Genomic DNA, 12,634 nt, shown 5'->3' with positions numbered 1-12,634 from the left:
TTTATAACTTATCCACAAACTTTTTAGTTTTTAACACCCCCCTGCACCCCCCATTATCAACAATAACAATTCTTATTAATTTGCTATTCTAAGACCAAAGGAAATGACAATTTTTTTTTTGGCTTTAAGCTTTTTCGCCTTCGGCTTTAAGCTTAAATTCCCAGCACCTGTTTCAACTTTACGTATCCCGTTTTACTAACAGGGATCTTGGCCCCCGATTTTAGGATGGCTAAATGGGCATCTTTCTCATACGGGTCTATGCGGGTGATTTGTTGTATGGCGATGATGTAGGAGCGGTGCACGCGGACAAACTGGCGTGGGTCGAGGGTTTGCTCGAAGAAGCTCATGGTTTTGTTTTTGAGGTAGGAGCCTTCTTTGGTGATCACGCTTACATAGTCGTCGTCGGCCATCAGGTAATCAACATCTGCAACGGGGATAATTTTTACCTTGGTGCCGGTTTTAACTACAATCCGCTCGTGCTGCGCGGGCGAGTGGGCGGCTACGCTTTCCAGCAGTTCTTCGGTATGTTTTTGGGCCTGTTTCTCGGGCGCGGCGGCCAGGAATTTTTCAACAGCTTTGTTAAAACGCTCCTTGCTAAAGGGTTTCATGAGGTAATCCACCGCGTGGGCTTCAAATGCCTTAATGGCGTATTCATCAAAAGCGGTGGTAAATATTACCGCAGGCGGGTTCTCCACCAGTTCCAGCATCTCAAAACCATTGATCTTGGGCATCTGCACATCTAAAAAAATCAGGTCGGGCTGGTGCAGTTGTATGGCTTTCAGGCCTTCAAAACCATCATTACACTCCTGTATCAGCTCAATCTCTTTAAAATTTTGCAGGTATTCCATTACAACCATGCGTGCTAATGGTTCGTCATCAATAATTAAGGCTCGCCTCATAACTGTGGTACTTTTATTATGGTTGTAAATATATTATCATTTGCGTGAGTTTCCATAAGGTCGTTACGGGCAAATAATAAATAAAGGCGGCGTTGTACCCCGCGCAAGCCAAAACCGGTGCCTTTTTTAGGGCGCGAGGTTTGCGGATCGTAAGGGTTTTGGATCATGATTACCAGGTAATGCTCTTCCATTTCGCCGCGGATGCTTACGGTTACATCGCCGGTGGTATCGTACAAGCCAAATTTTATGGCGTTTTCTACCAGGGGCTGCAGCAGCATTGATGGCAGCAGGGCGGCGCCACATTTGGGATCGCAGCTAATCTCAGTTTGCAGGCGGTGACCAAAGCGTACCTTTTCAATATCCAAATATAAATTAAGATGGGCCAGCYCGTCAGACAATGGCACCTGCTGCTGATCGTCTTTTTTTAGCGTACCACGTAAAAAGTCAGAAAGCTGGTGAATCATCCTGCGGGCCTCATCGGGTTTAAAGCCGATAAGGGCGTTGATGGAGTTAAGGCTGTTGAATAAAAAGTGGGGTTGTAACTGCTGGCGCAGGTTATACAACTCGGCATCGCGGGCTAACTGTTCGGCCTCGGTTTTGCGTTTCTGGGTTTCTTTCTGATCAAGCTGCGAGTACCACAACAGGCTGAGCATGGCCATCCAGCCCACGGCCAAAAAGTTTACAAAAAACCTGATGGTGAGCGATTGTGTTACAAAGCTGATAAAAACCTTATCGCTGTTGAGCAATGGCAGCAGGTAACGGCAACCGGCGGCACAAATGCCTGCCAGGGCAACCACCCAGATAAACAGGTTGATATAGCTGCCCTTGCCCGGCTGGTAATAGCGCAGGTTATTGTTAATAAGCCAGCAGGCGCACAACAATAAAACGGCGCTCAGCAGGCCATCTATAGTAGCGGTGAACCACAAAAAACCAAAGCTATGGATAATATAGGTTTGCAATGCGGCCCATAAAAAGCCGCATCCTATAAATGCACCATATAATTTTGAGGCTGATGATGAGGATATTGCCAAAACTTAGGTTTTTGTGTTTTTTATTGATTAATTCCTGATGCCTAACAGCGCCGCTTTATGGTGTGCCCAGGCAATGTAAAGGTCGGCATCCGGCGTTTCGTGAATGTTGTAATACAGCTCGGCTCCATCGGTAGGTTCGTTAATGCGGTTTAACTCGGCCACATCAATAAACTGCCATTTAACGGTTTGTTTCTCTATATTTTTAAAGCTATCCTGGTTGGCATGGCCAATCTTGTTAGCTTTTTCAAAGGCATTTAATTCAGTTTCGGCACTTATCAGTCGCAACTGTTCATCAAATTGCGCCTGATGGTCCCCATCGCCGCTTATTACCCTGAAAACTAATTTTGCTACGTACCAGTTCATGATTGTATGATGTTTAAGCCCCCTCTAAATCTCCCCCGCCGGTTGGCGGGGAGTTTTTGGGGTATTGTTTGTTTTTAAATATTTAGGCCTCCTCGAAATCTCCCCGCCGGTTGGCGGGGAGACTTTTTTAAGCCCTCCCCTTCAGGGGAGGGTTTGGGTGGGGCTAATAACTGCGGATATCAACCCCCGCAAAAATGGAAACCCCTTTTAGTACCAGTATTTTACCGTTAACGTTTGATGCGGTGCTTTTTATCCGTTTATCATCCACACTGGCAAACACCGCAGCCAGATCCGACACTACCTGCCAGTTGGAGGGCACAATAATTTTGGTGCCGCCGAAGATCTGGGTGATGTCAAGGTACACCCGGCCTTCAATATCGGCCTGGGTAAAATCAATTTCGGCGCCGCCAAAAATGTTCACTATTTCGCCGCCTTTAAAGGTTTTTGATAAAACGGTTTTGTTTACCCCGCCAAAAACAGATACGGTATCAAGGTAATCATCCCCATTATGATGCCCGAATGGTGGGGTATGCGGAGGGGTAAAAGGATCTTTAGGCGGTATATCGTCGCCATCCTTTACCGTATAATCAACCACGGGGTCGTTCACCTTATCAAAGTCGAATTTCGGTTTGTCTGTTTTAGTCCAGTTAAAATCTTTGTCCCATTTGTTCCGGGCCCATTGCGGGTCGGCATGTTTACCGCGTCTTAATATCAGCCATAAGCCAAAACCAATAATAGCGATAGGCCATACAATCCTGTCGGAATTATTAACGTTGTTAATAATAAACAGCAGTACACCTACACCAATCAAAATAGAGCCTGATGGTTTTTGGAAATTATGCTTGGCGCCTACATAAAGGCCCCAGGCTACCAGCCATAATGGCCAGAGTTCCAGTGACTCCGGAATAAAAAAGATGCGGAATTGCTGTAGCAGTAATATTCCTCCTACGGCAAGCAGTAAAAACCCGGCCATAGCTTTGCCGTTGTTGGGGTTTTGCGGAGAATTTATATCGTTGTTCATTTGTTATATGCATTTTAAATCATATCCAAAACTAAGGTAACATTATAGTTGAGCCAAACAAAAACTGGTGATGTATTTAAAGAAATCGGTGAGGGGGGAGGTTTTGTCGGTGAAAAAATTGGAGGGTGATATATTAATTACATAAAAGTAGATTAAAGTTGAATAAAACTCGCTCATTTATCATCAAAACATGTATAAAACTACTATAAAACCGGACTTTTTTAACAGGAATAAGCAGCGGGTATACTGGTTTCGTCAACATCACTGACAAGATCCTGCCAGTGCTCGGATCTTACAAAAAAACAAGCGTCCGGGCATGTAAACCCCGAACAAAAAAACGAACACCCACAAAAAAGGGAGAACCTATACGGGCCCTCCCTTAAATCAAACTATTAAATCAATTACACTTCCGGCCCGGCGGTTTTATCAAAATTGAATGGCTTTTTGGCCTCGCCGAAAGTATATTCTTCTTCTTTATTTTTGCGTGGTTTTAATACCAGCCAGGTACCAAAGCCCATGATGGCAAGCGGCCAAACTATGCGGTCGGCACCGGGAATGTTGTTATCAATTAAGCAGGCTACACCTATCGCAATAATAATTATCCATGATGGTTTCCTGAAGTTGTATTTGGCAGCCATATAGGTGCCCCATGCTATCATCCACATCGGCCAGCTAAACAGCCAGTCGGGTATAAAAAACATGTTAAATTCGTTTATCAGTAATATACTTCCTATTACCAATAAAATTGCCCCGGCAGCAGCTTTGCCGTTGTTTGGGGTATTAATGGTGGTGTTTATATCGTTGTTCATCGTCTTGAGTTTTAAATTATACCTAAAAGTACGGCGGTACAAAGGCGGTGGCAAGCCTATATTGGCGACTGGGGCTAAACTACCCGGTAAGGAATATGATTTTGTCGGTGAAAACGGAAGGGGATTTTACCGGAACTTTGAGGCCGAAACTATGCCGCTTAATCGCCCTTTAATCCTTATATTGCTTTAGCTAATTATGATTATGACAGATGCCGATATACTTATCATTGGTGCCGGTGCGGCAGGATTGATGGCTGCCCGTACGCTGGCAAAATCGGGCAAACGGGTAACCGTATTGGAAGCCCGCAACCGGGTAGGTGGCCGTATTCACACGCTGGAATATGGGTCAACCCAACAACCTTTAGAAATGGGCGCCGAGTTTATTCATGGCGATCTGCCCGTTACGCAATGCCTTCTGGATGAAGCTGGTATAGCTTACCACCATGCCAATGCATCTATGTGGAGATACGATGACGGTGACTTTAAAAACGATGGAAGCTTTGTTGAACACTGGGATCTCCTGATAGAAAAGCTTAACGCATTGCAGCAGGACACCAATATCAGCAACTTTTTGATGCAGGAGTTTAAGGGCGATGAATACCAGGGTTTAAGGGAGTCGATAAGGAAATATGTTTCGGGCTATGACAATGCCGACCCTGGGAAGGCAAGTGCTTTTTCGTTAAGAAAAGAATGGCAATCAGAGGATGAAAACGCGCAGTATCGTATCGACGGCGGATATATCAGGCTGGTTAAATTCCTGGCAGATGAATTGGTGCAGGCCGGGGGAAATATTTATTTAAATGCGGTAGCACAACATATTAACTGGCAGCAACACCAGGTAAAAATAACTACCGATGCGGGTATTACCTATACAAGCGGGCAATTACTTGTTGCACTGCCCCTGGGTGTTTTACAGGCCGCCCAAGACAGCATCGGAGCTATAAATTTTGATCCGGAAATACCTGTTTACATCAAAGCCGTAAATACCCTGGGTTTTGGTGCAGTAATTAAAATATTATTGGAGTTTGATAAAGCTTTTTGGGAGGAAGTGAAAACAAAAAAGCTCCCGGTTACGAGCCTGAAAAATATGGGTTTCCTGTTCAGCAACGAACAGATCCCCACCTGGTGGACACAGGTACCCAATCATACAACCTTGTTAACCGGTTGGCTTGGCGGCCCCGAAGCAGGCGAAAAAGTTGATACCCCGGATGAAGAGATATTAACGCAGAGCCTGCAATCATTAGCAAACATCTTTACGCGCGATCCACAACAGTTAAAAGAAAGCCTCCTGAGCTGGCATGTAGTAAACTGGACGGCAGATGTATACACACGCGGCTCCTACGCATATGACACCGTGGAAGCCAACCAGTCACGAAATGTTTTGTGCGAACCCATACAGGATACCATCTTCTTCGCCGGCGAATACCTTTACGAAGGCATCGCCATGGGTACCGTTGAAGCCGCGCTTACCAGTGGCTTAAGAATGGCAGAAAGGATACTGGATTTTAAATAAAGAGTGGGTAGATGTGCAGATTACAGATGTACAGATTACAAATGTGCAGATTACAGATTTCAGATGTGCAGATTTTTTGTCTGAACCGGAATTTTTGGAATTAAAGAATGAACAGAATTTTATCAAACTTAGATTATGCGACAGAATTCTTAAAATTCAAATAATTCCATGAATTCGAAAAATTCCGGTTCAGATAAGAATCGTACAATCAAAACATCTTCTGCACATCTGAAATCTGCACATTTGTAATCTGCACATCTAACCCCCCATCAGCAACACCATCATCGCTTCTTCAACCCTGTCCATTTCAAGCAGTTGTTTGGCTTTTAAATGCAATTGCAATTCGCGGGTTTTGCTATCGCCAATGGTGGCATCAAGCAGTTCTTTTATTTCGGGATCCAGCGCATAGGTTTCAATGGCTTCATCTGCGGGTATCAGCTCCAGGTTGCCCAACTGGCCCAGGTTATTCCCGGTTAATATCCTCGAATTGCGAATAGCATATGGCAAAGCATCAACCCCAATACCTATTTTAATGTTTGGTTTAGCTACTTTAAAAAGATTATCCTTAGTTACCCGGCAATACCAATCGCCCCCAAGGCGGGCTACCTGGTCTGTTTTTGTCTGATCTATCTTTCCGTCGGGCCCCAAAATACTTTCGCTAATGTGGATCAGCTTTATTTCGGCGAAAATCAAATTTCCGGCGCCTGCGTTTTTGCCCAGGCTTATTACATCATTCACCACGCACTCCAACTGTACTGTTGATTGGGCCACTCTTGGCGGTTTTACCAAATGAGAAGCTATCGGGGTTAAACCCGATTTAATAAATTCATTTATCCCCTTAGGGTACTCCACGCTCGATAACGAGACCTGCTGCACCATATCATAATTAACAATATTTATCACGCATTCTGGTACCTCCAATATATTTTCCAGCGTATGCTTTGTAGTATTATCGCGTACCCTGCGCGATGGCGAAAACACGCATAAGGGTGGGTTAATGCTAAAAACATTAAAAAAACTAAACGGGCTCAAGTTAATATTGCCATTGCTATCAATAGTTGATGCCAGGCAGATGGGGCGCGGGGCCACCGCATGATTAAGATAGTTTTGAAGCTCTAAAGTTGTAAGATCTTTTATATTGATGGATAACATATTACCTGGGGGTTTATTTCTTCAAACCCAAAATCGAAAAATCATCCTTGGCCTTAGTGATGATATTGCCCAGCATACCCAGGCCGGTTATCTCCATCTCCACTAAGTCGCCGGCTTTAAGCCATTGGGGTTGATAGTTGGGGTCATGCAGTAATCCCGTTCCGTTAAGTTCCAGGAAACATCCGGTGCCAACCGTGCCAGATCCAATCACATCCCCAGGTAGCACATCGCAACCGTAGGCACAACGTTCAATGATTTCGGCAAAGGTCCAGTCCATATCGGCCATATTGCCTGCAGATACCTGCTTGCCATTCACCCCGCATTTCATCTCTAAATTATAGGCATTACCAGTATGGCCTGGTTTGGCAGCTACCTTATATTTTTCAAGCTCATCGGGCGTTACCAGCCAGGGCCCTATTACGGTTGAAAAATCCTTGCCCTTTGCCGGGCCAAGGTTCAGCAGCATTTCTTCCATTTGCAGGGTGCGGGCACTCATATCGTTCATGATCATATAACCGGCTATAAAGCTATCCGCATCGGCAGCCCTTATGTTGCGGCCTTTTTTGTTTAGTACCACGGCTATCTCCAGTTCAAAATCAAGTTTATTAAAATGATCTGGCATGCACTCAATTTCGCCGGGGCCTTGTATAGCATTATGGTTGGTAAAATAAAATATGGGGTATTGGTCAAATTCGGGTATCATATCCGCCTTGCGGTTGCGGCGGGCGGCAGCCACGTGCTGCCTGAAGGCGTATCCGTCCCGGCACGATGCAGGGTGCGGTACGGGAGCTATCAGTTCAAAAAACAATTCTTCTTTAGCTTCCATTTTACCCGAGCTTATGGCTTCATGAACCCGCCTGGCACGATCCATCAGCTCATCACCACCCCACAAAAATTCGTTCATATTATCGGGGATCAGCTTATCGCACGAGTTGAGGTTATAAATGTGGCCGTTTATAAAAATGCCTAAATGCTCGCGGTCTTCGGTTTTATAGGATACTAATTTCATACATTGAGGTAGTTGGTTATTTCAAAGCTAACAATTGTTTATTTGAAAATTTGGAGATTAATAAATAAACTGATGGTAATTTATTATAACTACTCTCCATCACTTTCAAATTAAAATAATTCCACCTAACTTCGTATAACACAAATCATGAGCATACAAAAGCATTTTTTATTTTCCCTGGGTCTAACCTCAATGAGCGATGCATCATCGTTCAGGGATGCTATGCTTGCCAAGATAGTATTGGCTCAATACTAAATTCTTTCTCTTTTCCTTTCTAATTGTCAATAAACCTTTTTAAGGCGGTTTATTTATGTGTTTCCCGGCGTTTTTGATACGCTTGTGAAACTATCCGGATAGTTTAAACGTTTTATTTTCAATCAATTAAAACACCATGCCTGTATATCATACATTAGGAGCAATTCCGCCTAAGCGGCATACGCAGTTCCGTAAGCCCGATGGTACGTTATATGCCGAAGAGCTGGTTTCTACTGAGGGTTTTTCGAGCCTTTACTCGCTGGTTTACCATGCTTACCCACCTACTATTGTAAAAACATTAGGTGAGCCTTACAGTGTGGAACCTAAAATAGCGCGCGAAAAGCACCTGAAGCATACCAGCCTCATTGGCTTTAATATTGAACCCGAAGATGATTACCTGCAAAGCCGAAAACCGGTACTGGTAAACAACGATCTGCATATTTCGCTGGCGGCCCCCCGTAAAAGCATGACTGATTATTTTTACAAAAATAGCCAGGCAGATGAAGTAGTTTTTATACATGAAGGAACAGGCACTTTAAAAACCGGGTTTGGCAATATAAAGTTCGGGTATGGCGATTATTTGGTGATACCCCGTGGTACTATTTACCAAATGGAGTTTGATACAACAGCAAACCGCTTGTTTATTGTAGAAAGCTTTAGTCCTATCCGCCCGCCAAAACGTTACTGCAACCAGTATGGGCAATTGATGGAACACTCGCCGTATTGCGAGCGCGACATTAAGCGGCCTACAGAGCTGGAAACCCATGATGAACACGGCGATTTTAAGATCCTGATTAAAAAACAGGGACTCATTTATCCATACATTTACGGTACCCACCCTTTTGATTTTATTGGCTGGGACGGCTTTCATTATCCATGGGCGCTTTCTATTCATGATTTTGAACCAATAACCGGGCGACTGCATCAGCCGCCGCCGGTACACCAAACCTTTGAGGGCAATAATTTTGTGATATGCTCTTTTGTTCCCCGTAAGTTTGATTATCACCCCTTGTCAATCCCTGCGCCATACAACCATAGCAATGTAGATAGCGATGAGGTTTTATATTATGTAGATGGTGATTTCATGAGTCGCAAAAGCGTAGTAAAAGGACAGATCACCCTACACCCCGGTGGTATACCGCACGGTCCGCATCCCGGTTCAGTAGAAAAATCGATCGGTAAAGAATCAACAGATGAACTGGCCGTAATGATTGATCCCTTCCGCCCGCTAATGCTGACAGAAGATGCTGTTAAAATTGAGGATGAGAATTATTATAAAAGCTGGCAAGAATAAGGCGAAAGCCAAAAGGGGGCTACGTCACAGCCTGATCACTAACCCGCTAATCCATTAATTAAAAAAACAATGCAAACAAAAACCATAGATAAAAAAGTAACAGCAACAGATTTTTTACCACTTAACGGTACCGATTATGTTGAATTTTATGTGGGCAACGCCAAGCAGGCCGCCCATTATTATAAAAGCGCTTTTGGTTTTCAAACGCTGGCTTATGCCGGCCCCGAAACTGGCGTCCGCGACAGGGCCTCTTATGTTTTAAAACAAGGAAAAATCAGGCTGGTGTTAACCACCCCTTTACATTCTGACCACCCCATTGCTGAGCATATTAAGAAACATGGTGATGGTGTAAAGGTACTGGCTTTATGGGTTGATGATGCTTATGATGCCTTTGAACAAACCACCAGCCGCGGTGCCGAGCCTTACCAGGAGCCACAAACCCTCCAGGATGAAAATGGCGTGGTACGCACCAGCGGAATCAAGCTTTATGGCGAAACCGTTCACCTTTTTGTTGAGCGAAAAAATTATAAAGGCTTGTTTTTACCAGGATATAAAAAGCTGGAGACTACCTATAACCCAACTGAGACAGGTTTATTGTATGTTGACCATTGTGTAGGCAATGTAGGCTGGCATAAAATGAATGAATGGGTTAACTTTTACGAAGAAGTATTGGGTTTCAAAAATATTTTGACGTTTGATGATAAGATGATCTCGACAGAATACTCGGCACTAATGAGCAAAGTGATGAGTAACGGTAACGGCTATGTTAAGTTTCCTATTAATGAGCCGGCAGAAGGCAAAAAGAAATCGCAGATTGAGGAGTACCTTGAGTTTTATGAAGGCGAAGGTGTACAGCATTTAGCCCTTGCCACGCATGATATTGTAGCAACGGTAACTGAATTGCAAAGCCGCGGTGTAGAGTTCTTAACAATACCCACTTCCTACTATGATGAACTAACAAACAGGGTTGGTCATATAGATGAAGATCTTGGTCCACTTAAAAAGCTGGGTATTTTGGTTGACAGGGATAATGAAGGATACCTGCTACAGATTTTTACCAAACCGATTGAAGACAGGCCTACGCTTTTCTTTGAGATCATTCAGCGTAAAGGTGCCAAATCATTTGGAGCAGGTAATTTTAAGGCATTGTTTGAAGCTATTGAGCGCGAACAGGATTTGAGGGGAAATCTTTAATTAGTTATAAGGGGTTAGATTTGAGACTTTATTTTAGCCTAAAGCCCGGTTTTTGTTATTAAATAAATTTTTGTAATTTGACTTAATAAATCATGGACATGAATATAAAAGAGGATTTTCATCATCTAATAGATACTATTGATGATGAACAGCTTTTAAAAGACTATTATCAGCTGATACAACGATTAAATACTGATCAAACGGGTAATCTCTGGAACAATCTGAGCGAAACTGAAAAGCAAGAATTATTATCAGCTTATGATGAGAGCTTCGATGAAAACAATTTAATAAGTCATGAGCAGGTAAAACAGCAACATGAAAAATGGCTAAAGCAATAATATGGAACCGCAGAGCCAGTATTAAGTTTAACGAGATTATTGCATACCTGCAAAGTGACTGGAGCCATAATGTAGCAAGAAATTTTGTCATTAAAACTTATCGAATAATTGAAATTATTGCTCAGAATCCAGAAATTGGAGCATTGGAGAATAAAGAAAAACAAATTCGGGGGTTTGTAATTACTAAGCATAATACAGTGTTTTACAGGGTTGAAAACGATAAGATAATCCTTCTAAATTTTTTTGATAACAGACAACATCCTGAAAAGAAAACGAGTATTTAAGACCTATATCTATTTAGCCGGGCCAATCGCCCGGCTTTTTGTTTATTAAACATTAGCCTATATTTGATATAAATAAACGCTTAATCACATGAAAAAGATCAGTCTGCTAATTGCAATCCTTGCACTGAGTTTTAGCTGCTTGGCTCAAACTACAACCAAACCTGTTTACGATGCGGCGCTGGCTAAAAAATTAGGGGCCGATAAGTATGGGATGAAAAAATATGTAATGGCTTTTTTAAAAGAAGGCCCTACGCAAATCAAAGACTCGGTTGCAAGCGCTCAGTTGCAAAAAGCACACTTGCAAAATATTATGAAGCTGGCTGCCGAAGGTAAATTAATTGTAGCCGGTCCGTTTTTGGATGATCAGTCTATACGGGGAATATTTATTTTTAATGTAGAAAGCGTTGAAGAAGCTAAAAAATTAACTGAAACCGACCCCGCAATAAAAGCGGGCGAATTGGTAATGGAGTTACACCCGTGGTATGGCAGCGCTGCTTTAATGGAAGTGGTGAGGATTCATCATACCATTGAAAGTAAAAGCGTTGTTGACTAAATTAATGCAAACTGCCAATATTATCGGGCTGCTAAAACAAAAGGCTAACCCTGCCTATCTTGCCGGCATGTTACGCTTTGGAATTGACAATTCAAGTGCACTTGGTGTTAACATCCCCGACTTACGTAAGCTGGCCAAAACGATAAAAAAGGATCATACCCTGGCCCAGGAACTTTGGGATACAGGTATTCACGAGGCCCGCATTATGGCCTCACTGGTAGATGATCCTGCTTTAGTTACCGAGGAGCAAATGGATAGCTGGACAAAAGATTTTTGTTCCTGGGATCTTTGCGACCAGGTTTGCGGCAATCTTTTCGACCGTACTCCATTTGCAGTTGCCAAAGCTATTGAGTTTAGCTGCCGCGAAGAAGAATATGTAAAACGGGCCGGGTTTGTTTTAATGGCCGAATATGCTATGCACAACAAAAAAGCACCCAATGAAACATTTATACCATTTTTTACTATCATGGAATGTGAGGCCTGGGATAATCGTAACTTTGTTAAAAAAGCAGTGAACTGGGCCTTAAGGCAAATTGGTAAAAAGAATGAGTTTTTAAAAGCCGAAGCAATAGCCGCCTCCCGGCGTATGCTGTTGCAAAATCATAAGTCTGCAAAATGGATAGGCAGTAATGCATTAGCCGAATTGATAAATAAGTAATATTTATCAATAATATTATAAAAATTCCCTGAAAACATGGGATAAAACTTAAAAAAACTAAACTTTTTACTTCTAAATCTCCATTTTTCGGATTTATTTTTAAATAAATCCCCTAAAAGCATTTAAAAAAACGATTTTCGTGTTTAAACATTCAAAAATGCCCTGATAAACGCTAAAAAAGTAAATAATATTAACATATTATTGTCGTAAGCAACCGGATTTTAGGTTATAAATTTGTTTTGTAATTATCAGTATTTGAGT

General features: G+C 42.7%; 15 protein-coding genes. 8 read left to right on the top strand and 7 right to left on the bottom strand.

Features of this window, described 5'->3' with window-relative positions; all coding sequences use genetic code 11:
• Window positions 1–152: 152 nt before the first annotated feature.
• From AC1DPZ_RS13760 to AC1DPZ_RS13740, 5 genes are all read right to left on the bottom strand, one after another.
• On the bottom strand, window positions 153–899 hold the full coding sequence (locus AC1DPZ_RS13760; protein WP_477404249.1) for a LytR/AlgR family response regulator transcription factor: 747 nt from the start codon (window positions 897–899) through the stop codon (window positions 153–155).
• Window positions 896–1,930, bottom strand: a complete 1,035-nt coding sequence (locus tag AC1DPZ_RS13755; RefSeq protein WP_477404247.1) for a sensor histidine kinase — start codon at window positions 1,928–1,930, stop codon at window positions 896–898. The genes AC1DPZ_RS13760 and AC1DPZ_RS13755 overlap by 4 nt, the downstream gene beginning before the upstream one ends.
• A 27-nt stretch (window positions 1,931–1,957) precedes the next feature.
• Window positions 1,958–2,293 (bottom strand): DUF4288 domain-containing protein, encoded by a 336-nt coding sequence (locus tag AC1DPZ_RS13750; RefSeq protein ID WP_295714116.1) that lies wholly within the window; start codon window positions 2,291–2,293, stop codon window positions 1,958–1,960.
• Window positions 2,294–2,456: 163 nt separating this feature from the next.
• Complete coding sequence (locus AC1DPZ_RS13745) at window positions 2,457–3,314, bottom strand: LiaF transmembrane domain-containing protein (protein ID WP_477404245.1); 858 nt, start codon at window positions 3,312–3,314, stop codon at window positions 2,457–2,459.
• A gap of 401 nt (window positions 3,315–3,715) precedes the next feature.
• Window positions 3,716–4,123: a LiaF transmembrane domain-containing protein gene (locus AC1DPZ_RS13740; RefSeq protein WP_477404243.1), complete on the bottom strand. Its 408-nt coding sequence runs from the start codon at window positions 4,121–4,123 to the stop codon at window positions 3,716–3,718.
• A gap of 4 nt (window positions 4,124–4,127) precedes the next feature.
• Here AC1DPZ_RS13740 and AC1DPZ_RS13735 point away from each other — a divergent pair, with 4 nt between their 5' ends.
• Both AC1DPZ_RS13735 and AC1DPZ_RS13730 read left to right on the top strand, forming a co-directional pair.
• Entirely contained in the window at window positions 4,128–4,313 is a 186-nt protein-coding gene (locus tag AC1DPZ_RS13735) for a hypothetical protein (protein WP_477404241.1), read from the top strand.
• A 12-nt stretch (window positions 4,314–4,325) separates the two neighbouring features.
• Entirely contained in the window at window positions 4,326–5,636 is a 1,311-nt protein-coding gene (locus AC1DPZ_RS13730) for a flavin monoamine oxidase family protein (RefSeq protein ID WP_477404239.1), read from the top strand.
• 258 nt (window positions 5,637–5,894) lie between these two features.
• Here AC1DPZ_RS13730 and AC1DPZ_RS13725 read toward each other — a convergent pair whose 3' ends face one another.
• Both AC1DPZ_RS13725 and AC1DPZ_RS13720 read right to left on the bottom strand, forming a co-directional pair.
• Window positions 5,895–6,788 (bottom strand): flavin reductase family protein, encoded by an 894-nt coding sequence (locus AC1DPZ_RS13725; protein WP_477404237.1) that lies wholly within the window; start codon window positions 6,786–6,788, stop codon window positions 5,895–5,897.
• A gap of 13 nt (window positions 6,789–6,801) precedes the next feature.
• Window positions 6,802–7,797, bottom strand: coding sequence for a fumarylacetoacetate hydrolase family protein (locus tag AC1DPZ_RS13720; protein ID WP_477404235.1), 996 nt, complete (start codon window positions 7,795–7,797; stop codon window positions 6,802–6,804).
• Between the two features lie 391 nt (window positions 7,798–8,188).
• Here AC1DPZ_RS13720 and AC1DPZ_RS13715 point away from each other — a divergent pair, with 391 nt between their 5' ends.
• From AC1DPZ_RS13715 to AC1DPZ_RS13690, 6 genes are all read left to right on the top strand, one after another.
• Window positions 8,189–9,346 (top strand): homogentisate 1,2-dioxygenase, encoded by a 1,158-nt coding sequence (locus AC1DPZ_RS13715; RefSeq protein WP_477404233.1) that lies wholly within the window; start codon window positions 8,189–8,191, stop codon window positions 9,344–9,346.
• 69 nt (window positions 9,347–9,415) lie between these two features.
• Window positions 9,416–10,540, top strand: coding sequence for a 4-hydroxyphenylpyruvate dioxygenase (gene hppD / locus AC1DPZ_RS13710; protein ID WP_477404231.1), 1,125 nt, complete (start codon window positions 9,416–9,418; stop codon window positions 10,538–10,540).
• A gap of 92 nt (window positions 10,541–10,632) precedes the next feature.
• Window positions 10,633–10,878, top strand: coding sequence for a hypothetical protein (locus tag AC1DPZ_RS13705; protein ID WP_477404229.1), 246 nt, complete (start codon window positions 10,633–10,635; stop codon window positions 10,876–10,878).
• Window positions 10,863–11,162, top strand: a complete 300-nt coding sequence (locus tag AC1DPZ_RS13700) for a type II toxin-antitoxin system RelE/ParE family toxin (RefSeq protein ID WP_477404227.1) — start codon at window positions 10,863–10,865, stop codon at window positions 11,160–11,162. The genes AC1DPZ_RS13705 and AC1DPZ_RS13700 overlap by 16 nt, the downstream gene beginning before the upstream one ends.
• Before the next feature lie 88 nt (window positions 11,163–11,250).
• Window positions 11,251–11,715 carry a YciI family protein gene (locus AC1DPZ_RS13695; protein WP_477404225.1) on the top strand — a complete coding sequence of 155 codons (465 nt, stop codon included), beginning with the start codon at window positions 11,251–11,253 and terminating at the stop codon, window positions 11,713–11,715.
• Between the two features lie 4 nt (window positions 11,716–11,719).
• Window positions 11,720–12,373 carry a DNA alkylation repair protein gene (locus AC1DPZ_RS13690; protein ID WP_477404223.1) on the top strand — a complete coding sequence of 218 codons (654 nt, stop codon included), beginning with the start codon at window positions 11,720–11,722 and terminating at the stop codon, window positions 12,371–12,373.
• Window positions 12,374–12,634: the final 261 nt, after the last annotated feature.

The sequence above is a fragment of the Mucilaginibacter sp. P4_G9 genome, assembly GCF_056400985.1.
Note: the sequence above shows the minus strand (reverse complement) of the source record. Positions and strands in the feature narration are given on the sequence as shown.

Bases quoted from the DNA above. Each gene is read 5' to 3' on its own strand.
- AC1DPZ_RS13705 (WP_477404229.1), top strand. From the start codon at position 10,633: ATGGACATGAATATAAAAGAGGATTTTCATCATCTAATAGATACTATT.
- AC1DPZ_RS13730 (WP_477404239.1), top strand. From the start codon at position 4,326: ATGACAGATGCCGATATACTTATCATTGGTGCCGGTGCGGCAGGATTG.
- AC1DPZ_RS13690 (WP_477404223.1), top strand. From the start codon at position 11,720: ATGCAAACTGCCAATATTATCGGGCTGCTAAAACAAAAGGCTAACCCT.
- AC1DPZ_RS13745 (WP_477404245.1), bottom strand. From the start codon at position 3,314: ATGAACAACGATATAAATTCTCCGCAAAACCCCAACAACGGCAAAGCT.
- AC1DPZ_RS13695 (WP_477404225.1), top strand. From the start codon at position 11,251: ATGAAAAAGATCAGTCTGCTAATTGCAATCCTTGCACTGAGTTTTAGC.
- AC1DPZ_RS13715 (WP_477404233.1), top strand. From the start codon at position 8,189: ATGCCTGTATATCATACATTAGGAGCAATTCCGCCTAAGCGGCATACG.
- hppD (WP_477404231.1), top strand. From the start codon at position 9,416: ATGCAAACAAAAACCATAGATAAAAAAGTAACAGCAACAGATTTTTTA.
- AC1DPZ_RS13740 (WP_477404243.1), bottom strand. From the start codon at position 4,123: ATGAACAACGATATAAACACCACCATTAATACCCCAAACAACGGCAAA.
- AC1DPZ_RS13760 (WP_477404249.1), bottom strand. From the start codon at position 899: ATGAGGCGAGCCTTAATTATTGATGACGAACCATTAGCACGCATGGTT.
- AC1DPZ_RS13725 (WP_477404237.1), bottom strand. From the start codon at position 6,788: ATGTTATCCATCAATATAAAAGATCTTACAACTTTAGAGCTTCAAAAC.
- AC1DPZ_RS13750 (WP_295714116.1), bottom strand. From the start codon at position 2,293: ATGAACTGGTACGTAGCAAAATTAGTTTTCAGGGTAATAAGCGGCGAT.
- AC1DPZ_RS13720 (WP_477404235.1), bottom strand. From the start codon at position 7,797: ATGAAATTAGTATCCTATAAAACCGAAGACCGCGAGCATTTAGGCATT.
- AC1DPZ_RS13700 (WP_477404227.1), top strand. From the start codon at position 10,863: ATGGCTAAAGCAATAATATGGAACCGCAGAGCCAGTATTAAGTTTAAC.